The 24,385-nt window shown below is 41.4% G+C and carries 22 protein-coding genes and 1 tRNA gene; 5 read left to right on the top strand and 18 right to left on the bottom strand.

What is annotated here, in order from left to right:
- Positions 1-17: 17 nt before the first annotated feature.
- The 4 genes from accD to HMPREF2573_RS02185 all read right to left on the bottom strand — a co-directional run bounded on the left by accD (position 18) and on the right by HMPREF2573_RS02185 (position 3,971).
- Complete coding sequence (accD, locus tag HMPREF2573_RS02200) at positions 18-899, bottom strand: acetyl-CoA carboxylase, carboxyltransferase subunit beta (RefSeq protein WP_003657638.1); 882 nt, start codon at positions 897-899, stop codon at positions 18-20.
- 208 nt (positions 900-1,107) lie between these two features.
- A complete protein-coding gene (gene trpA, locus HMPREF2573_RS02195) occupies positions 1,108-1,950 on the bottom strand; it encodes a tryptophan synthase subunit alpha (RefSeq protein ID WP_003657639.1) in 843 nt (280 codons plus the stop codon).
- A gap of 42 nt (positions 1,951-1,992) precedes the next feature.
- The gene (gene trpB, locus HMPREF2573_RS02190) at positions 1,993-3,207 is read right to left on the bottom strand and encodes a tryptophan synthase subunit beta (protein ID WP_003657640.1); all 1,215 of its coding nucleotides are present in this window, start codon (positions 3,205-3,207) and stop codon (positions 1,993-1,995) included.
- 128 nt (positions 3,208-3,335) lie between these two features.
- The gene (locus HMPREF2573_RS02185) at positions 3,336-3,971 is read right to left on the bottom strand and encodes a phosphoribosylanthranilate isomerase (protein ID WP_003660372.1); all 636 of its coding nucleotides are present in this window, start codon (positions 3,969-3,971) and stop codon (positions 3,336-3,338) included.
- Positions 3,972-4,314: 343 nt separating this feature from the next.
- On the opposite strand from HMPREF2573_RS02185, the gene HMPREF2573_RS02180 reads away from it, so the two are divergent.
- Positions 4,315-6,033 (top strand): proline--tRNA ligase, encoded by a 1,719-nt coding sequence (locus HMPREF2573_RS02180; protein WP_003665139.1) that lies wholly within the window; start codon positions 4,315-4,317, stop codon positions 6,031-6,033.
- An 81-nt stretch (positions 6,034-6,114) separates the two neighbouring features.
- Here HMPREF2573_RS02180 and queF read toward each other — a convergent pair whose 3' ends face one another.
- The 4 genes from queF to HMPREF2573_RS02160 form a co-directional block, all read right to left on the bottom strand.
- The gene (gene queF / locus HMPREF2573_RS02175) at positions 6,115-6,957 is read right to left on the bottom strand and encodes an NADPH-dependent 7-cyano-7-deazaguanine reductase QueF (RefSeq protein ID WP_003657645.1); all 843 of its coding nucleotides are present in this window, start codon (positions 6,955-6,957) and stop codon (positions 6,115-6,117) included.
- 86 nt (positions 6,958-7,043) lie between these two features.
- Positions 7,044-7,817 carry an ABC transporter permease gene (locus tag HMPREF2573_RS02170; RefSeq protein WP_003657646.1) on the bottom strand — a complete coding sequence of 258 codons (774 nt, stop codon included), beginning with the start codon at positions 7,815-7,817 and terminating at the stop codon, positions 7,044-7,046.
- A gap of 72 nt (positions 7,818-7,889) precedes the next feature.
- Entirely contained in the window at positions 7,890-8,858 is a 969-nt protein-coding gene (locus HMPREF2573_RS02165) for an ABC transporter ATP-binding protein (RefSeq protein ID WP_003674118.1), read from the bottom strand.
- Between the two features lie 222 nt (positions 8,859-9,080).
- Positions 9,081-9,635 (bottom strand): c-type cytochrome, encoded by a 555-nt coding sequence (locus HMPREF2573_RS02160; protein WP_003657648.1) that lies wholly within the window; start codon positions 9,633-9,635, stop codon positions 9,081-9,083.
- A gap of 272 nt (positions 9,636-9,907) precedes the next feature.
- On the opposite strand from HMPREF2573_RS02160, the gene HMPREF2573_RS02155 reads away from it, so the two are divergent.
- Positions 9,908-9,984: transfer RNA gene (locus tag HMPREF2573_RS02155), tRNA-Arg, on the top strand.
- Between the two features lie 55 nt (positions 9,985-10,039).
- Here the strand turns inward: HMPREF2573_RS02155 and gloA are convergent.
- The 10 genes from gloA to miaB all read right to left on the bottom strand — a co-directional run bounded on the left by gloA (position 10,040) and on the right by miaB (position 20,238).
- Positions 10,040-10,576, bottom strand: coding sequence for a lactoylglutathione lyase (gene gloA, locus HMPREF2573_RS02150; protein ID WP_003660374.1), 537 nt, complete (start codon positions 10,574-10,576; stop codon positions 10,040-10,042).
- Between the two features lie 40 nt (positions 10,577-10,616).
- Positions 10,617-11,243, bottom strand: coding sequence for a carbonic anhydrase (locus tag HMPREF2573_RS02145; protein ID WP_003657650.1), 627 nt, complete (start codon positions 11,241-11,243; stop codon positions 10,617-10,619).
- A gap of 20 nt (positions 11,244-11,263) precedes the next feature.
- Positions 11,264-12,208 (bottom strand): hypothetical protein, encoded by a 945-nt coding sequence (locus tag HMPREF2573_RS02140; RefSeq protein ID WP_003657651.1) that lies wholly within the window; start codon positions 12,206-12,208, stop codon positions 11,264-11,266.
- A gap of 12 nt (positions 12,209-12,220) precedes the next feature.
- Positions 12,221-13,339, bottom strand: coding sequence for a 3-dehydroquinate synthase (aroB, locus tag HMPREF2573_RS02135; protein WP_003657652.1), 1,119 nt, complete (start codon positions 13,337-13,339; stop codon positions 12,221-12,223).
- Entirely contained in the window at positions 13,336-13,935 is a 600-nt protein-coding gene (locus tag HMPREF2573_RS02130; RefSeq protein WP_369801712.1) for a shikimate kinase, read from the bottom strand. Before HMPREF2573_RS02130 ends, aroB begins: the two co-directional genes overlap by 4 nt.
- Positions 13,936-14,166: 231 nt before the next feature.
- Complete coding sequence (locus HMPREF2573_RS02125; protein WP_003674122.1) at positions 14,167-15,588, bottom strand: type IV pilus secretin PilQ; 1,422 nt, start codon at positions 15,586-15,588, stop codon at positions 14,167-14,169.
- Between the two features lie 3 nt (positions 15,589-15,591).
- Positions 15,592-16,242, bottom strand: a complete 651-nt coding sequence (locus tag HMPREF2573_RS02120; protein WP_003674124.1) for a pilus assembly protein PilP — start codon at positions 16,240-16,242, stop codon at positions 15,592-15,594.
- The gene (locus tag HMPREF2573_RS02115; protein ID WP_003664344.1) at positions 16,232-16,870 is read right to left on the bottom strand and encodes a type IV pilus inner membrane component PilO; all 639 of its coding nucleotides are present in this window, start codon (positions 16,868-16,870) and stop codon (positions 16,232-16,234) included. Before HMPREF2573_RS02115 ends, HMPREF2573_RS02120 begins: the two co-directional genes overlap by 11 nt.
- Entirely contained in the window at positions 16,863-18,740 is a 1,878-nt protein-coding gene (pilM, locus tag HMPREF2573_RS02110; RefSeq protein WP_070472483.1) for a pilus assembly protein PilM, read from the bottom strand. Before pilM ends, HMPREF2573_RS02115 begins: the two co-directional genes overlap by 8 nt.
- Before the next feature lie 28 nt (positions 18,741-18,768).
- On the bottom strand, positions 18,769-20,238 hold the full coding sequence (gene miaB, locus HMPREF2573_RS02105) for a tRNA (N6-isopentenyl adenosine(37)-C2)-methylthiotransferase MiaB (RefSeq protein WP_003662052.1): 1,470 nt from the start codon (positions 20,236-20,238) through the stop codon (positions 18,769-18,771).
- A gap of 163 nt (positions 20,239-20,401) precedes the next feature.
- Between miaB and HMPREF2573_RS02100 the strand changes: the two genes are divergently transcribed.
- From HMPREF2573_RS02100 to HMPREF2573_RS02090, 3 genes are all read left to right on the top strand, one after another.
- Positions 20,402-22,411 (top strand): lytic transglycosylase domain-containing protein, encoded by a 2,010-nt coding sequence (locus HMPREF2573_RS02100; RefSeq protein WP_070472410.1) that lies wholly within the window; start codon positions 20,402-20,404, stop codon positions 22,409-22,411.
- Positions 22,412-22,661: 250 nt separating this feature from the next.
- Positions 22,662-23,648 carry a malate dehydrogenase gene (locus HMPREF2573_RS02095; RefSeq protein WP_003657661.1) on the top strand — a complete coding sequence of 329 codons (987 nt, stop codon included), beginning with the start codon at positions 22,662-22,664 and terminating at the stop codon, positions 23,646-23,648.
- A 153-nt stretch (positions 23,649-23,801) separates the two neighbouring features.
- Positions 23,802-24,047, top strand: coding sequence for a DUF2789 domain-containing protein (locus tag HMPREF2573_RS02090; protein ID WP_003660383.1), 246 nt, complete (start codon positions 23,802-23,804; stop codon positions 24,045-24,047).
- Positions 24,048-24,385: the final 338 nt, after the last annotated feature.

Genomic DNA, 24,385 nt, shown 5'->3' with positions numbered 1-24,385 from the left:
TCAAATTTAAGTGAAGGCTAAACGGCAGATTTTGTTAGTTTTGCTAAAATACGATGCGTGGTATTGATAAGCTCATGGCGATGCACCACCATATCCACCGTACCTTTTTCAAGCAAAAACTCAGCACGCTGAAAAGGCTCACCCAGCACTTCTCGCACAGTCTGCTCAATCACTCGCTTACCTGCAAAGCCAATCATTGCTTTAGGTTCGGCGATATGTACATCGCCAAGCATTGCCAAAGATGCTGTCACACCACCATAGACAGGGTTGGTCAAAATAACCACATAAGGTACGCCTGCCAGCCTCAATCTTTCAATAGCTGCTGAAGTGCGGGCCATTTGCATCAGTGATAATAAGCCTTCTTGCATACGAGCCCCACCTGAGGCAGCAAAGCATACCAAAGGCTTGTTCTCTGTCAAGGCTTTTTCGGCGGCTTGTACAAAGCGGTCGCCCACGACAGAACCCATCGAACCGCCCATAAACCGAAAATCAAACGCACAAGCAATGATATCCAAATGTTTAAGCTTGCCTGCCATGACCACCAAGCCTTCAGACTCACCCGTCTTATTTTGAGCTTCTTTCATGCGTTCAGGATATGGCTTAGAATCAATAAAATTTAATGGGTTGCCTGTTATAAATTCTTGACCAAGCTCTGTTTCTACACTACTTAAAAACCACTCCAAACGCTGGCGAGCCGTCATGGTCAAATGATGATCACATTCAGGGCATACATACTGATTTAAGATTAATGCGGTATTGGTAATCAGTGCATGGCAGTTTGGGCATTCGGTTGATGGCTCAGTTTCAACAGCCGTTAGTGTCGGAACGGTTGTGCGTTTAACGCCCGGTACTTCACGCTTTAGCCAAATAACTGGCTCTGTCGGTTGGGTTTGACTCATAATTCATCCTTTAAACATACTTGGGTATCCACCCAATACGGCATATAGTTTACACTTGTAAATTAATTTTGGCAAACACTATTTACCCAATCACTCTTTGGTCTTATGATGCATTTATTATAAACCAAACTCATCAACCAAACTTTGTAAATTTTTAGTACCACTTAATCATGATAAAACTAAATAACTTGTTAAAGTTAATTTAATATTAATTGGTACTTGATGTAAGCTCGTCAAGTGATTTTCTAAGCTCATCCATTTTGTTTAATAACCCAGCCTTGGCTTGCTGAATTTTTTGTTCATCATGACCACAATCAGCAAAATGCTTGACCAATTCAGACCCAACAATGATGCCATCAGCAACCGCACCCAATGCCTTGGCTGAATCACCATCACGAATCCCAAAGCCCACACACACAGGTATTGTGGTTTGTTGCTTAATTTTTGCTACCTGCTCACGCACGGCTGCGACATCAAGCGCGCCTGAACCTGTGACACCTTTGAGTGACACATAATAAATAAACCCACTACAGTTTTCGATAACCTTGGCACGGCGATCTGATTTTGTGGTTGGTGCCAGCAAAAAAATTTGATTCATGGGATGGTCGGTACGCTCGGTCAGTGATTTTGCATAGCCATCTGCTTCGTTGGGCGGTAAATCCACCATCAAAATTGCATCAACGCCAGCATCAGCACACAAATTAGCAAAATTATCATAACCAATGATTTCAACAGGGTTTAAATAACCCATGACTAAAACAGGCGTTGTTTGGTTGGTTTGACGAAATTTAGCAATCATATTTAGTGCATCACGAGTGCTAACGCCTACCGCCAATGCCCTTTCGGCAGCATGGGCAATGATGGGACCATCTGCCATCGGGTCGCTAAAAGGCAACCCCACCTCAATAATATCCGCACCATGCTCAACAAGCTTATGCATTAAATCAACCGTCACATCAGGACATGGGTCGCCTGCCATGATATAAGGAATCAGGGCTTTTTTGCCCGCTTGACGCAATGTCTCAAAAGTCATTTCAATTCTTGTTTTCATCATATTCTCATCAAATCATTCGCTATCGGTCGCTTGGGTGGCTTAATCAATTTGCATGCCATCTTTTGCCATAACCGTATGTAAATCTTTATCACCACGACCTGACATATTAATAATCATTGATTGCTCAGGCTTCATGGTCGCCGCCAATTTTAGCCCATAAGCTACCGCATGTGAGCTTTCAAGTGCTGGAATGATACCCTCCTTTGAAGTCACTTCTTTAAAGGCGTGTAATGCCTCGTCATCCGTTACACCGACATAATGAACACGCTCAATATCTTTTAAAAAGCTGTGTTCAGGGCCAACACCTGGATAATCTAAACCTGCCGAAATCGAATGCGTACCTAGAATTTGACCATCATCATCTGCCATTAGATAAGTTCGGTTGCCGTGCAATACACCGACACGCCCAGCCTGCAAAGGAGCGGCGTGATTGGGTGTATCAATGCCTAACCCATTGGCTTCCACACCATACATCACCACCTCATGATCATTTAAAAAATCATAAAATAGCCCAATGGCATTGGAACCGCCACCAACACATGCAACCAATGCATCAGGCAAGCGGCCTGTTTTTTGTAAATGTTGTATGCGTGCCTCACGACCAATAATCGCCTGAAAATCACGCACAAGCATCGGATATGGGTGCGGGCCTGCGACTGTACCAATGATATAATAAGTGGTGTCAACATTTGCCACCCAATCACGCATCGCCTCATTCATGGCATCTTTTAAGGTGCGAGAACCTGAAGTAACAGGCACAACAGTTGCCCCCAAAAGGCGCATGCGATATACATTCATCTTTTGACGCTCAACATCATCTGCACCCATATAAACCACGCATTCCAAGCCAAGGCGTGCGGCAATGGTAGCGGTTGCAACGCCATGTTGTCCTGCACCTGTTTCAGCGATAATGCGTTTTTTGCCCACCATTTTGGCGAGCAATGCTTGACCGATGGTATTATTGACTTTATGGGCACCTGTATGGTTTAAATCCTCACGCTTAAAAAAAATCTGAGCGCCACCAACTTGTTGGGTCAAGCGTTCAGCAAAATATAGCGGTGTCGGACGACCAACATAGTCCGTTAAATCCGCCATAAATTCATCCCAAAACTTAGGGTCAGCTTTGGCAGTTTGATAAATTTCGTCAAGCTCTTCAAGTGCCGCCATCAAAGTTTCGGACACAAAACGACCACCGTGTCTACCAAAATATCCATTGATATCAGGATATTGTCCAAACTTAAATTGTGTTGTCATATATTGCCCTTTTTAATCGTTTAAATTAGGTGTTATTCAATTTAAATATCTCATGCAATCGCAAGTTTTGCATAGGTTTGAGCAGATTGATACCACCAATCCAGCCACCATCTATTTTCAAGCAAAATCTATCTAACCGCTTCAATAAAAGCTTTCATTTTATCAAAATCTTTGATGCCCTTGGCTAATTCGATGCCACCGCTAACATCCACTGCATAAATTGGCAATTGCCGAGTTAGTGCAACATTGTTAGGCGTCAAGCCACCCGCTAAAATAATCGGTAATGATGACTGTTTTGGAATAATTGACCAGTCAAAACGCTCGCCTGTACCACCAAATTTATCAGCGTGATAAGCATCCAGTAAAATCGATGCAGCACCTTTGGCATGATAATCATCGATAATCTTTTGAATGCCCTTGGCGTCATAGCGTAATGCATCAACACGCACAGCTTTAATCCAACGCTTATTTACAAGTGCCGCCTGCCGTTGGCATTCATCCGCCGTTTCATCGCCATGAAACTGAATGATATCAAAGCTGACTGCTTGGGCAATTTTAATCAGCATATCATCATCGATATTTACCACAAGGGCAACAACACTGACAAACGCAGGAATATTTGCCACAAGCTGTTTGGCTTGTAAGACATCAACCGCTCTGGGGCTGGGTGGATAAAATACCAGTCCAATCGCATCAGCCCCTGCACAAACAGCAGCACTGACATCTTGAGGGCGTGTTAAACCACAAAATTTGACTTGTTTCATATCACCTTAATCACGCAATCAGCCAAACACATTTGACAGCTGAAAATAATAAGTGCTTAAAATACCACAAAAGCTTACAAATGTATGCAAAATCAACAAAAATTTGTTGCATATTATCTAAGATTTACCGTAATATAAGTCATTGAATGCTGATTTTTGAAGTGCCATGCGTTGATTGTATGATCTTTTCATCAAATTGGCTGAATCAGGTAAACTTTTATTGTCATTTTTATCACACTTTATTGGATAAAATCCAGTAAATACACCTTAATTTTAAATCAAATTATCAATTATCTTGTTTAAATTATCTTGTTTAAATATTTCATCTTATAAGAGTTATTTTATGAAAGCTAGCCAATTTATATTTGCCACTTTAAAAGAAACACCCAATGATGCCGATATTGCCTCAAGCCAGCTGATGCTTCGTGCAGGTCTGATTCGTAAGCTTGCCTCAGGGTTGTATGTTTGGATGCCGATGGGGTTGCGTGTACTAAAACGCGTTGAGCGTATTGTCCGAGAGGAAATGGAGAAAATCGATAGTCAAGAGCTTTTGATGCCAGTTACCCAGCCAGGAGAGCTGTGGCATGAATCTGGACGCTGGGAGGATTACGGTGCTGAGCTTTTAAGATTCAAAGACCGTCACAGCCGTGATTTTGTGCTAGGGCCGACACACGAAGAGGTCATCACTGATATTGCACGCAATGAGCTTAAAAGCTACAAGCAGCTGCCGATTACCTTTTATCAGATTCAAACCAAATTCCGTGATGAAATCCGTCCTCGTTTTGGTGTGATGCGTGCGCGTGAATTTACCATGAAAGATGCGTATTCTTTTCATATTGATAAAGAATCGCTCGCCAACACTTATCAAGACATGTACGATGCCTACAACCGCATTTTTACACGCTTAGGATTAAATTTTCGAGCCGTACAAGCAGATACAGGCTCGATTGGTGGCTTTGCGTCACATGAGTTTCATGTGTTGGCAGACAGCGGTGAAGATGATATTGCGTTCTCAAGCGATTCTGATTTTGCTGCCAATATAGAGCTTGCCGAGGCGGTTTGTTATGATAAGCGAGCAGCACCAACACAAGCACGCACCGATGTGGATACACCAAATATGACCACATGTGAAGCGGTTGCCGAGCACCTAAATATTCCTCTCAGCCAAACCGTCAAAACACTGATTGTCAAAGGTCGTCATAGCCAAGATAATCCAGAAGCACCCAAATTTATTGCTTTGGTTTTACGAGGTGACCACACGCTCAATGAAATCAAGGCTGAAAAAATTGCCGATGCTCATACGCCTTTGACGATGGCAACCGAAGATGAACTCAAAGAAATTGGACTTATCAAAGGCTATATCAGTACCGATTTGCAGCTGCCTGTTTATGTCGATCGTGCGGCGGCGGCATTATCTGACTTTGTGTCAGGTGCAAATATTGAACACAAACATACCACAGGCATGAACTGGGATCGTGATGCCACCATCACGCAAATTGTTGATATTCGTAATGTCGTTGATGGTGATCCTTCTCCTGATGGTAACGGTGTCATTAGCATCAAGCGAGGGATTGAGGTGGGTCATATTTTCCAGCTTGGGGATAAATATTCAAAAGCCCTAAACTGCTCTGTCCTTGGAAAAGAAGGCAAACCTGTCACTTTGATGATGGGTTGCTACGGTATTGGTGTCAGCCGCATCATCGCCGCTGCCATTGAACAAAATCATGATGATAATGGCATCATTTGGGCAGAACCAGAAGACAAGGCTGATAGCATCGCTCCTTTTTATGTTGCCATCGTACCGATGAAATCCAAAGATGGCGATGCGGAAGCTAAGGCCCAATCGCTATACCAAACCCTAAAAGCTCGTGGTATTAATGTATTACTTGATGACCGTGATGAGCGAGCAGGAGTCAAATTTGCTGACCTTGAATTGATTGGTATTCCGCATCGTATTGTAGTTTCACAAAGAAATCTTGCCGAAAATAAATACGAATACACCAACCGAGCCACAGGTGATCAGCAAATGCTAAGCCTAGATGAACTATTGGCATTATTTTAATTTAAATCATAAAATCAGTGCTATAAAAAACCTTGTCATAAAGACAAGGTTTTTGAATAATTTAGCAAATTTATCCATCATTCATTGACGCACCTGTCTGGTTACAGCTGGCAAAGCATGGTTTAGCACACGGACAGGATTGATATCAATACCCCCACGGCGAGTGTAGTTGGCTTGCACCATCAAGGCCGATGGCTCAAAATTCACTAAAAAATCTGCAAAAATACGCTCAACGCATTGTTCATGAAAACCATTATGCTGACGGAAGGTAAGTACATATCTTAGGATTTTTTGGTAATCTAAGGCTTTGTTGGTTGTGATTGAAACTGACAGCGTCCCCCAATCTGGCTGGCTGGTCACAGGGCAATTTGAGCGTAATAAATTGGTATGAAATTGATAAGTCATCATCTGATGCACAGGTGGCTGACTTAATATCGCTGAATTAATATCATCACAAGCAATAACCTCACCTTCTGTATCAAGCACCTCATCAATACAGACACCCAGTGGCTCTTGTACCTCAAAGCCGCTGCCGCCAAGTGGTACAATCTCAACACTCACCTTGATCCCCACACAAGCCGACAAGTCTTTTTGGATGAGTGCTTGAACCTCTGCCATGTCACCAAATTTGGTAAAATTCAAGCTATTTAGATAAAGTTTTAATGATTTGGATTCCACAATATTGGGTGAGTTGGCAGGAATGCGAATGCGAGCAATCGCAACTTTACAAATACCTTGTAAGTTTAGCCATGACAACTCAAACGCTTGCCATACATCCACGCCATCTGTCAGCTGATCAGCTTGAATGCCAGTTTGTTTTAAAACTTCATCACGACCCAAACTACGAGAAATGGCAAATAATATACTGGCATCATAATTTTTTGGATAACTTGTTGTCTCACCTAAAACACCATGAATACTCATTGTTTAGCTCCTTTATCACTCAAGCTAAGTTTATACTTTAAATTGTTGATTTTATTCATTATTTTTTAATAATTTTGGTTAATAGATTATAATCTTAGTCTCGACCCATTGACCAACAAGCGATACGCCCAACCATAAAGCAGAATACAAAATACCAAAATTGCAATTAGCGACCACCAAACATTGACATCACTATGCCCCAAAATACCAAAGCGAAACGCATTCACCATATAAACGATGGGGTTAAGTAAAGATAAATTTTGCCAAAATGATGATAAATTATCTAACGAATAAAAGACACCGCCAAGATAAGTCAATGGCGTCAGCACAAAACTTGGAATAATGGAAATATCCTCAAATGAGCGAGCAAATATCGCATTAATCAACCCACCAATTGAAAATAGTACTGAAGTACCTAAGATAGTCATCAGCATCACACCCAAATTCACCACCGTCAACTGAGTAAAAAACTGTGCAACTATCGTTACAAGCAATGCAATGACAATGCCACGAAATACACCGCCACCCACATAGCCTAATAAAATCGTATGTTTTGAAAGTGGAGAAACCAAAAGCTCTTCAATACTACCTTGAAATTTCATACTAAAAAAACTTGATAAAACATTAGAGTAGCTATTGGTAATCACCGCCATCATAATCAAGCCTGGGACGATAAATTGCATATAAGACACGCCGCCCATCTCACCGATGCGACTACCGATCATCTGCCCAAAAACCACAAAATACAAAGTCATCGTAATGACAGGTGGCAATAAAGTTTGTAGCCAAATCCGTAATATTCTTTTAATCTCTTTTTTTAAAATGGTGAAAAATGCTACCGATTGCTTACTAAAATCCATGGCGTACTCTTAAATTGGCTGGTTATCTGATGAGTGGTTATTAACGATTTGGTCAAAATTAAGTCGGCATGACTAACCAAGCTGATTGGAGATATCTTCTTCAACCAAATTCATAAACAACTCCTCCAAACGATTTGATTTATTACGCATGCTGGCAATTTGAACGCCCTGATTGGATAATTGTGCAAAGACATCATTTAAACTTTCACCTTTTTTGAGCGTGACCTCAAGGCTTTGTGCATCAATTTTTTGATAATGTAAGACTTGCTCAAGCACAATGGGCGGCTCAAACGGTCTTGAAAAGTCTAAAATAAAGCTTTCAACATCCAAGCTGGCAAGCAGGCTTTTCATGTCGGTATTAATACGAATTTCACCCTTATCCAAAATAGCGATATATTTACACAGCTGCTCAGCTTCCTCAAGATAATGCGTCGTTAAAATAATCGTGGTTTTTTCTTCTTGGTTAATGCATTCTATAAATTCCCACATCGAGCGACGCAGCTCAATGTCCACGCCTGCGGTTGGCTCATCTAAAATTAATAATTTGGGGCGATGCATCAATGCACGAGCTATCATCAAGCGGCGTTTCATGCCCCCAGAAAGCATTCTTGCGGTCGTATCTTTTTTATCCCATAAACCCAATGCTTTGAGCAACTCTTCTGCTCTTAGCTTGGCATCTTTAGCGGTAATGCCAAAATATCCTGCTTGATTGATTAAAATATCTTGTACTGTTTCAAATTGCATAAAATTAAATTCTTGGGGAACAATACCCAAAAATTGCTTCGCCTTTGCAGGGTTTTTGACCAAATCAATACCAAAAATTTCTACAGTCCCAGCAGAAGGGGGAAATAAAGAGCTGATAATACTGATGGTGGTTGATTTGCCCGCTCCATTAGGACCAAGTAACGCAAAAAAACTACCTTGTGGTACAGTCAAATCAATACCTTTTAGAGCAGTAAAACCATTATGGTAGGTTTTACTGAGTCCTTTTAGTTGCAAGGCGGGTATGTTTGGTTGGGCATAATCTGGGCTTTTTGTCATAATGGCACTCTAAAGATGAATCACAAATTTTAGGCTTTGGCACATTGGTTGATGCTTTTGGATTGATCAGACAAATCATAATACCACAAAAGATAAATAAATATAGACAAATGTAAAATTTTCAAGGCTTACCATTCAAGACTTATAATGACTGGCATAAAAAAATCCCAAATCATCAAACAATGATTTGGGATAGTTTAAATAGATAATTTATATGATGGCTTAGCTTGACTGCTGGATAATATAATCAACCGCATTTTGAACCTCTTCATCAGAGATATCAGCACCGCCACGAGCAGGCATCGCATTAAAACCATTGATGGCATGATTATATAGCGTTGCTGTACCTTTACCGATTCTTGATGCCCAATCGCTGGTACCAATTTTTGGTGCACCAATCAAGCCTGCATCATGACAAGTTGAGCATATGGCTTTATACAAGCTCTCACCATCACGAGCTTGACCTTCAACGGCTGGTGCAAGTACTGTGATATTAATATCACATTCTTCTCCATCAAAACAAACTTTACCATAAGGTGCTATACGAGCGATCAAATTGGGATACATCGCCACAAGCTTTTGAACCTGTGGACTTTCTTTTGGTGCTTCTTCTACAGGCGCTGCCGCTTGAGCAGGGGCTTCCGCTGTAGTTACTTCAGTTGCATCAGCAGTCTGAGTTTCTGCAGGTGCGACAGCTTCTTGTGCTTGGGTTGCCATTGTTGACACTGCTAACAATGCAGCAACAGAAAACATAACAGCTTTTTTCATTGTCATCATCTCGTTTTAGCCTTGAGCAATCGCTCTGGGGGTGTCGAACAGCGGTGCAAGTCATTGTGCAAAGCCACCATCCCTACAATATAAAATTCACCCTATTATTATAAGGGAAAAGTCAGGTAAAAAGCCATATTTTTTATAGAATCTGTTAAAATTTAGCAAGAATTGCATAAATTTGTCATTATTTTATCAGCTTAGGTGGCATTTTTCCCAAAAACTTGCTACAATTGAGCGGTTTATATTTATGCATCCAAACGCACCCAAAAAATATTTCTGTGCTTGTAGCTCAGTTGGATAGAGTGTCAGCCTCCGAAGCTGAAGGTCGCGGGTTCGATTCCCGCCAAGCACACCATCTTATCAAAACGCTGGACAATGCCAGCGTTTTTTGTGTTAGTGTTATCATCTATTTAGCGATTATTATTAATCTCAATAATTTCAATCCAATATCCATCTGGGTCTTTGATAAAGGCGATGTCTTTCATCGTACCCTCTTCAGGACGCTTTTTAAATTCTACGCCATTTTCATCAAACCAAGCGACCGCTTCTTTTAAACTTGGTACGCTAAAACAGATATGACCAAAGCCTCGTGGTTCACTATTGCCATCATGATAGCTAAAATCTGCCTGATTTTCGGTACCGTAATTATGGGTCAACTCCAAAATACTGCGTTGGCGTGATACAAAATCTTTCAGCTCATCACCAGCAGGTAGATTTGCTCGTTCATCTTCGGTTAATCGGGCCAAAAAGTACAAATCAAACCCACTGTCAGCAAAACGACTGTGCTTTAGCAAAGTCATACCAAGTATGCCAGTATAAAATTCCAAAGATCGAACTGGGTCTTTGATTCTTAGCATGGTGTGATTAAGAATATAACCCTCTGACTGCACAGGAATGTCTTTAACACCTTCTGCAGCCAAAGCATTTTTGGGTTGTTGAATACTCATCATACTCTCCTTTTGTCATTAATCATGGGTTTGTTTTTGGTCAGTCATCTAAAAAATGTACTTTGCCTGTGGCGACATCATATTCAGCACCAATAACCAGCAAATCCCCCTGTCTGACCATGTCTTCTAAAATACGCGATCCATACTTGATTTGACTAACTGACATACCAACATTGGCACGCACAGAGCGTTCAATCAGTTCATCCATATCCACATCATCACCTGATGCCGTCGCAATTTCATGCAAGTTTAACACACTGGGGCGGATACGATCTACAATAGATTGTAAATTTGGTGAATAATATTGATCTGGATTGATTAAAGCTTCAACACAAGCGGTCACAGCACCACAATGCGAATGACCGAGCACCACCACCAATCGTGTCCCAAATTTTTCAGCAGCAAACTCAATTGAACCAATTTGGCTGGGTGCAACAACATTGCCAGCAACCCGAATCACAAACAAATCGCCCAAACCTTGATCAAAAATCAGCTCAACAGGTACACGCGCATCTGAACACCCCAAAATAATGGCATTGGGTTTGTGCTCTTTAACCAAAGTTGGTGGTGATAATGGCGTTTTTTTGGTACTTGATAGATTTTCCACATATCGATCATTGCCTGCCTTAAGTGCATTTAAAATCTGTTTTGCATATTCATTTGACATAGGATATCCTTGCCCATCTTTTATTGCGATTCTGTCTCTGCCGAATGGCTTTGGGTTGGTGCAGTGCCTTTAGATATTTCATTTTTGGGTACTATATCGGCTGTTTGCTGCGGTGACTGTGGGCGTGCAGTTGGTGCCATAGGCAAATCGCTAGAGCTGACTTGAGATCTTTGATTAGACAAACGATTGATATCGTTTTGGATATCCAAATCAGTCGGCTGCCTGACCGACTCAGTTTGCTGGGAAATTTGTGTTTGTAATGCACGCTCACGGCTTAGGCGTGCCAATTCTTCATCTGCTGGCGTGGCCGCTTTGACTGGAATTTCGGTACGCGTCGCTTGCAGGCGAACTCGGCGAGGCTGGGAGTCTGCCAAATCCACCACATCTTGACCCAATTCATAATTGTCCATTACTGCGACCAACTCAGAGATTTTGGTGGTCTTTTGTGTCACTGATTTTGGCAGTCTAAAATTTACGGTTTGCAAAGCAGATTCTGCATCAGCTGGACTGGTAAATTTACCATAAGTCAGTACATATCGCTTATTATCATTGGCATCAGTATAGCGAAAATAAGCAAAATTGTTACGATCTTCTCGGCTGTTTAGATAATCCACGATAACTTCATTTTCGGTAACATCCATCAGCTCAATGGTATAACGACCACTAATACCATTAAAATAAACTTTGTCCTTAAATTCAGGTGGATAGTTGCGTAAGTCTCGCACAAGTGCCGAATTATCCATGGGCTTAACAACATGATCAAGCTCATTTAACGCTGTGATTGTGGTCGGCAATGTCGCAACATAGGACGATGTTTGATTGGCGTTTTGTTTATTAATCATTGCTGGTACGGAGCTGGTCAACCAAACAATCAACCACAAGCCTGCCATGATAGCCGCCGCAATCAACCAATAAAGTGCCTGACGACGAAAATACTTTTCATTCATCATGGGAATTTTTGACATAATTTTACCCACTCATTCATCAACTAAAAGACTTGCGGTCGTTATTTGCCCTGCCAGCACAGCCTCTAAGTCTGATAACTCAAAATCCGCTGTTACAAACGCATCACCGATACGACGCAGTAGCACCAAGCGGATTTGACCTTGTTTAACCTTTTTGTCATGCCCCATCAGATCCAGCGCTTGTGCGACATCTATCTTAGGAGGCTTGGTCGGCAGATGATATTTTTTAATGATATTTTCAATACGCTCGACATCACAAGCACGAATTAGACCCAATCTGTACGACATTTGGGCAGCTTGCACCATGCCAGCTGCCACCGCCTCGCCATGTAACCATTTGCCATATCCTTGATGTGTCTCAATGACATGACCAAAGGTATGACCAAAATTTAACAACGCACGCTTGCCAGATTCACGCTCATCAGCAGCGACAATTTGAGCCTTAAAATCACAGCAGCGATAAACCATCTCTGCAAGTAAATGCCTATCTTTGGCATTGATTTGATCGGCATGTTCTTCCAGCCAAATCAAAAAATCATCATCCATAATCAGTGCATATTTGATGACCTCTGCCATGCCTGCTGCAAATTCACGCTCAGGCAGCGTTTGAAATGTCGTCATATCTGCCAAAACACAGCTGGGCTGCCAAAATGCGCCAATCATATTTTTGCCACATGGATGATTAATGCCCGTTTTGCCACCAACACTTGAATCCACTTGGGCAAGCAGCGTGGTAGGTACTTGGATAAAATTTACCCCACGCATAAAACTTGCAGCTGCAAATCCTGTCATATCACCAATCACACCACCGCCCAGTGCAATCAATGTGCAATCTCGTGCAAAATGCACCCCAAGTAGCACATCATAGATTGCATTAATACTGTCTTGATTTTTATAAATCTCGCCATCAGGCAGTACGCATACCTCAACATGAAATCCAGCAGATAATAGCCTTTCTTGCATTTGTGCCAAATATAAAGGTGCAACCACATCATTGGTCACAATAAGGACTTGTTTGGCGGTGATAAATGGGATAATTTGGCTAACCAAGTCAATTTGATCATCACTTGCTCGGATAAAAATGGGATAATCATGGCGTTGGGTTTTGACAATAAGTGGTGCTTGGGTCATGAATTTTCCTTAGCGTGTTGATCGGTTTTTAATTTATTGGGTGCATGATCCAAAGCATAATTTCCAAGCACTTCTAAAATCTCTCCGATCATTTGCTTGGGATATGCTCGTCCAGTCAATATGATGATATCTGCTACTTCACGATACAGCGGATGACGCTTTTTGTACAAAGACTCAAGTACTGCTCGTGGATTTTGTGCCTGTAGCAGTGGGCGGTTTTTATCCTTTTTGGTACGAGCCAGCTGTGTATCGACACTGGCATCTAAATAAATCACCAAGCCTTTTTTAAGCAGTTCTCGATTTTTGGTGCGTCCAACCGCCCCACCACCTGTTGCCATGATAATATTAGGCAGTGCGGTCAGCTCTTGTAGTGCGCGTGTTTCACGATCTCGAAAGCCTTCCTCACCTTCTTTTTCAAAAATCCATGGGATATCAGCACCCGTTTGATCAACGATATACCAATCGCAATCAATGAAATTACGCCCCAAATGTTTGGCAAGCAGCTTTCCTATCGTTGTTTTGCCTGCACCCATAGGTCCCACCAAAAAAATCGCAGGTAGTTGTTTTGATAAGGCATTACCTGCTTTTTCGACCATCACCTCTTCAATGAAAGCCGAATCGTCATCAAGCATTGTGATTTTCCAATTAATATAACATATTCGCCATGATGGGTATTTATGCACCAACTTGACTTAATAAAATGAATGAAAATTATCTTATCATACAATGTTTGGCAATTTGTTACCAGTATTTTTATGTATTGACCATTCAGATACCGATTACTTAGATAAAAATTTCATTTATTTTATTGACCAATATAATGCCAGCTATCTTACCAATTTGGGTGTAATAAAAATCAAAAGCTCCGACTTATCATGCGCTTTGGAATCATGCCGAAACAATCGTCCAAGCACAGGCATATCACCCAATCTAGGCACTTTATTTGCACCTTCATTCTGGCTGGTGCGATAGATACCACCAAGAACGACGGTTTGTCCATCTTCGATGATGACATTCGTTTCGATGGCATCTTCTTGGATGGCGATATGACCAAGTGTTGGTACTGGATTGCCATTTTTGATATTTAGCTTAAGACCAATTTTACCATCAGGTGTGATATTTGGTGTCGCCTCCAAAATTAAAGACGCTTCTTTAAATTTTGTTGTGCTGGCACCTGAATGCGTGGTTTCTTGATAAGGAATTTGTAGCCCTGATGAAATACGCGCGGTTTGTTTATCAGCCGTCAAGACTTTTGGTGTTGAGATAACCTCACCTTGATTTTCTGCCTGCATGGCGGAGAGTTCTAAATCTAAAATGATATCAGGTAAATTTAACAGCCCAAAAGCAATGCGTCCCATGGCGTTATCTACGCCCAAATCAACATTCAGATGACTGTTTTGATGACCACCTGCCGCCACACCCTCTTGCCGCATCGCCCATAAACTTCCCTGAGAGCCGCCATAATGCACTTTACCATTTTGACCATGCGCCCCAAAACTTACGCCAAGCTTTCGCCCAAAATTTTCATTCGCAGAAACAATTCTAGCTTCAATCATCACTTGTTCAACAGGGATATCAATACGCTCAATCAGTGCCTTGATATTGGCAACGCTTGCAGGCACATCTTGGATAATTAAAGTATTGGTACGCTTATCCACCGTCACTGTGCCACGCTCAGACAGTAATGTCCCACGCACAGCGGTGGTAATAAGTTCATCAGTCTGGGTATTATAGGCCCGTGATAATGGTGCTTCAGGATAAATAACATCACGGTGATTGGTTCGATTGACATTACCACGCTGGGTTTTTTCGCCCATGATGAGTGTTGCCACATCATCGGCAAGTGCATAGTTTAGACGAATGTATTCGGTTATTGTCGGCTGATTGGATTGGATAGATTTTGAGCTGATCAGCCATACATTACCATGCTTTAATACTGATAAATTTTGTGTTTGCAAAATCACATCAAATGCTTGATCCCAAGGGATATTCATCAAGCGAATGGTCATACTGCCTGTCACACTATCATCAGTGATGATATTAATACCTGTAAAACCTGCTAAAATATCAAAAACCGCTCGTACAGGAATATCGGCAAACTCAAGGCTAATAGGCTTGCCTGTATAATGTTGCTCTGCTGTTTGGGTAACAGACACATGATCGATATGAGTATCAGCACGTACCTCCATATGAACCACACCGAGCATCACGGCGATTACCAAGCTATTTTTTAAAAATTTTTTGTCCATGTGTCATTGCTTATGAATAAAATGAATGTTTACATCACGGCGATAATAGCCACCTTGTGTATCAGCGACCGCTTCAATCAGATGTATCGTACGACTGTCAATATGGGTAATTTTTCCGTGATTTTTACCAAGATATTGTCCAGTACTCACACGATGAACGATGCCATCAGGACTCATAATGAGTGCCACAAGTCTAATATCATCAAAAATACGACCATGATAGCGTAGGCTTGATAACTCATAGCTTTCTAAAGGCTCTCGAACACGGTTGGTATCAATGACTATCGGATCGCCTTTGAAGACTTGTGCCTGAGCCTTGGCAGACTGATGAGTATCAGATGGCTGAGATGGCATAGTGTCTGCCATAGGCCAAGCTTTGGTAGATTCGGTTTTTGGCTCATCTTGCTGATCAGCGGCATGATTGGTATCAAGAACCTCAACATTTCTATAAGGATTGATAAAAGGATCTTTGCCTTGCTGATATATCATCGGCACAGATAAGGGTATCGGCACAGGCTCACTGATCGCCATACGCTCTTCATGGGTAATATGTGCAAGCTTATCATCAACAACTTGACTGGTGCTATCAGCACATCCAATCCCAACCCAAATCCAAGCACCCAAAATGCCCCACCGATAATATTCATTGAACATCAGGCACCTGCTGAGCAACTGGTTTTGGGCGTTTGTTTGCTTGATAAGTTTTCATCTGAACAATCATCATCAGCTGATGGTTCAAACCAGCCTTCAGATCAAAATCATGCACTGTCAGCAAATGGTTAGCCTCTGACAACTCAAGCAACCATCGACCCAAAGCATGATAATCCCCTGTCGCACTCACTGCGATAGGGCGTTCGGTATAATAATCCTGTTCACGACCTGCTTGAACTGATGCACTCACCACCTGCACATTAACCGCTTGTGCTTTGGTATTTATCATTCCGATAATCTCGCTCATCGGTGCTGTGCGTGGCAGAGCATTGAGCTGATTTTCAAGTTGTGTATTTTTTTGTATGACCTGATGGCTTAGATGGTCAAACTGCTGGGCTTTATGATATTTAGTGGCAAATTCATCAATTAAGGCAGATTCTTGACTTTGGGCTGCATTAAGCTTTTGAATGGTTGGTAAAATCGCAAGTAGCCAGCCAAAAATGCCAATGATCATCATGATCAAACCAAGTACCGTCAGCTGTATATATTTGGGTGATTGAGCAATGGTATGACGATTGACCTGATTAAGCTCATACCAAAAACTTTGTAGCTGATACACAAAATTATTCATTACCACGCTCGTTCACATCAGTATTTTCATCGTGATTTGTTATGTTCGCTGGCTGTATCATATCTTTGGCATCAAGTGGCAGCTGAGTGGCAGTGAGCGTAAAACTCATCGCTTGATCTGCTTGTTGCAAAGACACCACAAGTACATCAGTATACAGCCCAGACAACTCAAGCCGATGGGCAAATGCAGACACGGATTGTGTCGATACCGCCTTTCCTGTCAAGCTAAGCATATCTGCCGCCTGACTCATTTCGTCTAGATACACACCCTCAGGTATTAGGTTTGATAATTGTTGCCAGCGATACGCAACTTGTCGATCTTCTGATAAAGCATTTAACGCCTCACTGTGTTTTTGGGCAGTATCTAGCTGTTCTTTGAGCTGCTGCATTTGATGGATCTTATCGTCCAAGGTGCTGATGCGTGTTTTAATCTCATCATTGATTGCTTGTTGTTGATTGAGCCGATAATAAATTGCACCAAAAATCAGCATCATCACCAAAACAGCAAGCCCCACCACCGACACAAATATTTGACGAAACTTAGCATCAGCTTGACTGCGACGCTCTTCACGCCATGGCAAAAGATTAATCCCCTCAGATCTTGTCAAAGCCAGTGCCGCTGCTGCTGTTAACATGGGTGCTTGCTCCATATCATTATCTTCGATGGCATGATTGACCGCGTATTTAGGATGCATGGGCAGACACAAAATATCAAGCTTTGCCTGTAAAGCCTCTGCCAACTGTGATGCTTTTGTCCATGTTGTGCCGCTGATGTATAGCCGCTCAATCGGTAAAACAGTTTGTGCCTGACAATTCTTGATCAGTGATAAGATTTTTGTGGCCATCTGATCAACTCCCAATTCAGACCGATCAGATGATTTGATATGTGGCGTATTTGCCGACGCTTCGCCAAATGAAAGTTCATCGGCTGCCATGTCATCCACCCAATCATCAAAGCGGATATGGTAGTCGCCAGTTTGAGCTTTTATCGCAATATCTGGTGTTTTTTGGATAAAATTGTCTTGCAAAGGCTGTACAAAGTCATTTTGGATTGATGCATTCGTCTTGGACAATCGATCTGTCAAATCGCCAAAATTCATCGTTAAGGTTGACTGATTGGGCCAATTTTTAGGCGTATCAACATCATGGGTAAATTGAGAAAACTGATCAAGTTCTGATTGCTCATCCAATGGCTGATTGCCAAAATTTGTCAATGCATGTATTGGCTCATTTTGCTGATATAGCAATACGCCATGATGAGTGATATAACCGCCAATATCGTGATCGGTAATCTCCACCAAAGCACTGACTTGTGCTGTCATTTTAGCCATCATGCGTGCCAGGCAAGATGTATGGACATCAACTGCTACAGCCTCTATTCCCACCATGGCAAGTACTTCACAGCAGTCATGGATACTATTTTGGTGTGCCACTGTCAGAGTGATTTGAGTTGCTACTGATGATCGCTCAAGTACTTGAAAATCAAAATAAACATCTTGGATATTACGCCCAATATAACGCTCAGCATCAACTAAGATTTGTGCTTCGATATCCTCATCTGATAAATCAGCTGGCAGATCGATGAGCGTCTGCATGACTGCATCATCAGGTACACAAGTGATGGCATTTGCCTGACTTAACCCAAGCGTTTGCATCATCTGTCTTAGCGTCTGGGCAAGTTTTTCTTTATCAACAATTTTGCCAGAAACCACCACATCGGTATAAAACACACATGCCGAACCCAACCAGTGATAGCGTCCATCATGCTCATCTAGCCAAACTGCTGTTGCCGCCTTTTCTCCAAAGTATATACCAATGGTTGGCGTATCAGACTGCCCTCTTAACCAAGCACGCAGCTTATTTAATCTCACATCCCACTCCGTGCCTGTATCTATCAAATTAGCCCAAGACCTCAACCAACTCGCCTTCAACTAAATGCATGCTGATGGCCTTGGTGATTTTAATCATAACAAACTTGCCCAAAAGATCAGTATCTGCTTTAAAAATTACCGAACGGGTATTATCCGCTGTACCGTGTAAATATCCCTGACGGCGATTTGCAGGCTCTTCGGCCAACACACGCAGCGTCTGACCGACCATGGCTTGTGTTTTATCAAAAGTTGAACGCTTAATAAGCTCTTGAAAAACTGCCAAGCGTTGTTTTTTGGTTTCAAGGCTGACATCATCAGGCAAATCAGAGGCGGGCGTACCAGGCCGTTTAGAATAAATAAAACTGTATGAATGATCAAAATCTAAGTCTTTTGCAAATTGAAGCGTCTGTAAAAAGTCTTCGTCTGTCTCTCCAGGAAATCCAATGATAAAATCACTTGATAAATGTAAATCAGGACGAATTTTGCGTAATTTTGCAATTTGATTCATGTAGACATCGACCGTATGGTTTCGCTTCATGGCGGCTAAAACTTGGTTTGAACCGCTTTGAATCGGCAAATGCAGATGTGATACCAACTTATCAATACTTTGGTAAGCTTCAATGATATCATCGGTAAATTCCAAAGGGTGGCTTGTGGTGTAGCGAATGCGTTCAATCCCATCAATGTATGACACATAATGTAGAAGCTCGCTGAATCGGCAAATACTGCCATCATCTTTTTCACCACGATAGCCATTGACATTCTGACCCAAAAGATTGACTTCTCGCACACCCTGTTCAGCCAAGCTATCAATTTCAGCCAATACATCATCCAAAGGGCGTGATAATTCCTCACCACGAGTATAAGGCACAACACAAAATGAGCAATATTTTGAGCAACCCTCCATAATAGACACAAAGGCAGTATAACCCTCAACTCTTGGCTCAGGCAAAAAATCAAATTTTTCAATACTTGGAAAGGAGACATCAACCACACCGATACGATTTTTGGGGATTTGACCCATATCAGTTTTGGCTTGATTTGTTGTACTTTCATACAACTCAGGTAGGCGATGCAAGGTTTGAGGACCAAAAACCATATCCACATATGGCGCACGCTTTTGGATATTATCACCTTCTTGAGAGGCAACACAACCACCAACACCAATGACAAGATTTGGGTTTTTTTCTTTTAATTTACGCCAACGACCCAATTCAGAAAAAACTTTTTCTTGTGCTTTTTCACGGATTGAGCAGGTATTCATAATCAACACATCAGCATCATTAATATCATTGGTAATGACCATACCATGGCTACTACCCAAAACATCGCCCATCTTTTGGCTGTCATATTCATTCATTTGACAACCTTGGGTAACGATATAAACTTTTTTTGGCACAGCGGTATCACGATCAGCTTCCCTGATTTCATGTAAGGCTGTTGCTGGATTTTTGATGGCGGTTGCTTGAGTTTTAGGATTGAAAGTGCCAACGGTCATGGTTTTCTCCAAGGGTCTGCAAAATAAAAAATTTGTCTATTATATCATATCAATATGCCAGTGTCATTTTGTCAATATCAATTTGATGCATGTATTGGATAATTTTGGACTTTTTTATCAGTGATTGGTAGAATAAGCAAAATTTAACTCATTTAAGCTAATAATGAAAACAGCAAATAAATTGACCATCACCGCACTGCTTGCCACAATCAGCATTATGCAAGCTGCCTGTGCACAAGGTCATGCCAACGACGGTAGTATTTATCAATTTTTTGATGTCGAACGCCAAAAAAGTAGCCCAAATGCCCTACGCCAATACGAAAAAAATATGCAAGGCACACTATTTGGGATGTATCCTACCTATTGGCGGCTAAATTATAACCTATCTGGTCAATCACCCGAGGCAGTCAATCAGTTTGTCCATCAATATCCAAGCACTGTCATGAGTGAAAAACTCGCCGCTGACTATGCTGAGATTAAGGCTCGCCAAGGTGACTATGCGTCTGTGCGTGCCGTAGCAGACAGCATTGAAAACCCTGATGAATCTGAAGCTTGTGCGATTGCCTTAGGATTTAACCAAAGTCGTGATTCACTGCGAGCTTTATACCAAAAACCCAATGTATGGCTAAATACTCAAATCCGCCAATCTTTATGTGATAAACTGGCCACCGAAATGGTTTATAACCCACGCATCACCAACATCGATAAACATGAACAACTTTTGCGTATGCTACGCATTGATAAACGGCAACTTTCTAGCCGCCAAGCACCTTTGGATAAAACGGGCGATATCATCTCATTGCTTGGACAATTAAACATATCCGTCAGCTACCAAACCATTAATGAAATTCGCAATAATCCCAATGAATTTTTGACACGCTTTTCTCAAGAAAGCTACAGCAACACCAATCAATATCTATATGTTTATGCCATCAGTTTGCTGGCACACCGTTCATACTCAGAAGCTGCCATACAGCTTAATTATGACATTGCTCAAGACGAACTTAGAACACAAAAGCTCATCTCTGATATGGCTCGTCAGTATGCTTGGCGTAGCATTGCGGTCAAGCGTATGAATATGAACACCAATGATGGCTATAGTATGGATGCGGTACATTGGTTTAGAAATAGCTTGGGTGAAACTTTTAATTACGAAGAAGCAGAAGACTATGCCCAAGCAGCAATTTATTTTGGTCAATGGTCAGATGTCATTACGGCAATTAGTGCCATGACAGCCGTTGAACAACAAGAGCGGATTTGGCAGTATTGGCTGGCTCGGGCTTATGAACAGCTGGGTCAGCAAGCCAAAGCACAGCATATTTATCACAATCTTGCAAAAGGGATCGATTACTATGGGCTACTTGCCAAAGATCGCATCGGACAGCGTTTAAGTCTATCTGATATTGGTGGCAATGTATTACCATCAATCAGCACCAGCGATGAACAGCGTATGATGGCAGATCAGCACTTTGCCCGTGCAATACTACTTATGCAAAACAATGCCAGCCTTGAACATATTAATCGTGAATGGAATTGGGCGGTCAAAAAAGCACGCGACTTAGGCAATACCACTTTACTGCTGAGTGCCGCCAAAAAAGCCCATGACTTAGGATTTTATCACCGTAGCATCCATGCCATCGAAACTACCGATTATCTCCGTAATGCGGCATTATCACACCCAACCCCTTATCAAGACAGTACTTTAAAACACAGCCGCAATGCAGGTATTGATCCTGCTTGGGCGTATGGCATCATGCGTCAAGAAAGCCGATTTCAGCCATCTGCTCAATCTGGTGCAGGTGCAGGTGGTTTGATGCAAATCATTCCCAGCACAGCCACCCAAATTGCCCGAAGCTTGGGTGAATCTACAGGTAATATGAGCAATCCTGATACTAATATACGCTATGGAACTTGGTTTTTAAATGATTTGGCAAACCGTGCCAGAGGACAAATTGCGGTCGCAACCGCAAGCTATAACGCAGGTCCTAATGCTGCTCGTCGCTGGGTACCAACACATGGTGCCATCAGTGCCGATCAGTATGTAGAAGCCATCGCATACGCTGAAACCCGAGCTTATGTCAAGCATGTTATGGAAAATGTGACAATTTATAGCCTACTTTTAGGTCAATATACCCCAATTTCTCAGCGTATGGGTACAGTTAGCCCTTACTAATTATTCTAAAATCTAAAAAGGCCAGTGTGGCGACTGGACTTGGGAGTCTATTTGACTGATTAAATGCCAGTTTTTACGAACTCATATCCAAAACTTGCCATCTTATACACACCAAAAAGGTTTGTCTTTAAATCCATAAAATGATACACTAACAATGATTTGACATTTTTATCGATAATATTATTATTAAAAATGTATAATCAATCTATTTTTTAAAATTTCTTAATAATTTAAACAAGGATTTTTATTCATGAAACAACCTGTACGAGTTGCTGTCACTGGTGCTGCTGGTCAAATTGGCTACAGCTTACTATTCCGTATCGCATCAGGTGAAATGCTGGGTAAGGATCAGCCTGTCATTTTACAATTACTTGAAATTCCTGTTGAAAAAGCACAACAAGCACTACAAGGCGTTATCATGGAACTTGATGACTGTGCTTTTCCATTATTAGTTGATGTCATTGGTACCGATGATCCTAAAGTAGCATTTAAAGATGCTGATTATGCACTATTGGTTGGTGCTCGCCCACGCGGTCCTGGCATGGAGCGTGCTGACCTGCTTCAAGAAAATGCAAAAATCTTTACTGTTCAAGGCAAGGCGCTTAATGAAGTTGCAAGTCGTGATGTTAAAGTATTAGTCGTTGGTAACCCAGCAAATACCAATGCTTATATCGCCATGAAATCAGCACCCGATTTACCAGCCAAAAATTTCACCGCCATGCTGCGTCTTGACCATAACCGTGCGTTAACGCAAGTTGCCAAAAAAACAGGCAAAGCTGTCAAAGACATCAAAAAATTAATCGTTTGGGGCAACCACAGTCCAACCATGTACGCTGATTATCGCTTTGCTACCATTAATGGCGAATCAGTCAAAGAGATGATCAATGATCAAGACTGGAATGCTAATACATTCCTGCCAACCGTTGGTAAGCGTGGTGCAGCGATTATCGAAGCGCGTGGCTTATCATCAGCTGCTTCTGCTGCCAATGCAGCCATCGATCATATGCGTGATTGGGCATTAGGCTCAAATGGTGAATGGGTAACTATGGGTATTCCATCTGATGGCTCGTATGGCATTCCTAAAGGTATCATGTTCGGCTTCCCTGTGACTACCGAAAATGGTGAATATCAAATCGTCCAAGATTTGCAAATTGATGACTTCAGCCAAGAGCGTATCAATATCACACTAAACGAACTTGAAGAAGAGCGTGCCGCTATTGATCATTTATTTTCTTAATTCTAGAAAATACATTCAAATATCCAGCTGGTTTTGGCTGGATATTTTTTATGTTAAAAACAACACTTAAAAAACACAAACTATACAGACTTGCATTGCTCAAGTATTGGCAAATTGCTAAAATAAATTTAATCACAATAAAAGGAGATAGTCATGTTAGGTGATATAGAATATACCATGAACGAGCTGTTTGCTCAATTAGGTCTTGCAAGTAGCGATGAAGCCGTTGAAAAGTTCATTGCAGAAAATCAACTTGATGAAGAAACTAATCTAAAAAATGCCCCATTTTGGAATGACTCACAAAGAGCATTTATCCAAGAAGAGTGGAAAAATGATGCTGTATGGGCAATGGTATTAGATGAACTAAATACCAGATTACACGAAGAACATCAATCCTAAATCTCAATAGACACTTTAATAAAATCCTGCTGTTAGTAGGATTTTATTTATTTTCATTAAATTTATCCATCATAATTTAGCAGGATTTTTTCTATCCAGCAAGATTTTGCCACGATTAAGCTCTTTATAAAAATAGATATTTAATCATCTCACTCCAATTCCAAAAACTTTCTTTAATTAATAAACACTAAAACAGCTACTGTCCATAAGTTTATAACTGTCTGAATTTCTTTTGAAAATAAACTTTAGTCATTGGATTGTACACCAAGGCCAATACCATAAAAATCCAATGTAGTATTTTTTGCTGTCTTTTAAGACTGATTCAACCCCCAAACAAA

Origin of the sequence: Moraxella sp. HMSC061H09, from assembly GCF_001809255.1 — a bacterium.
Lineage (GTDB): Bacteria > Pseudomonadota > Gammaproteobacteria > Pseudomonadales > Moraxellaceae > Moraxella > Moraxella catarrhalis.
Note: the sequence above shows the minus strand (reverse complement) of the source record. Positions and strands in the feature narration are given on the sequence as shown.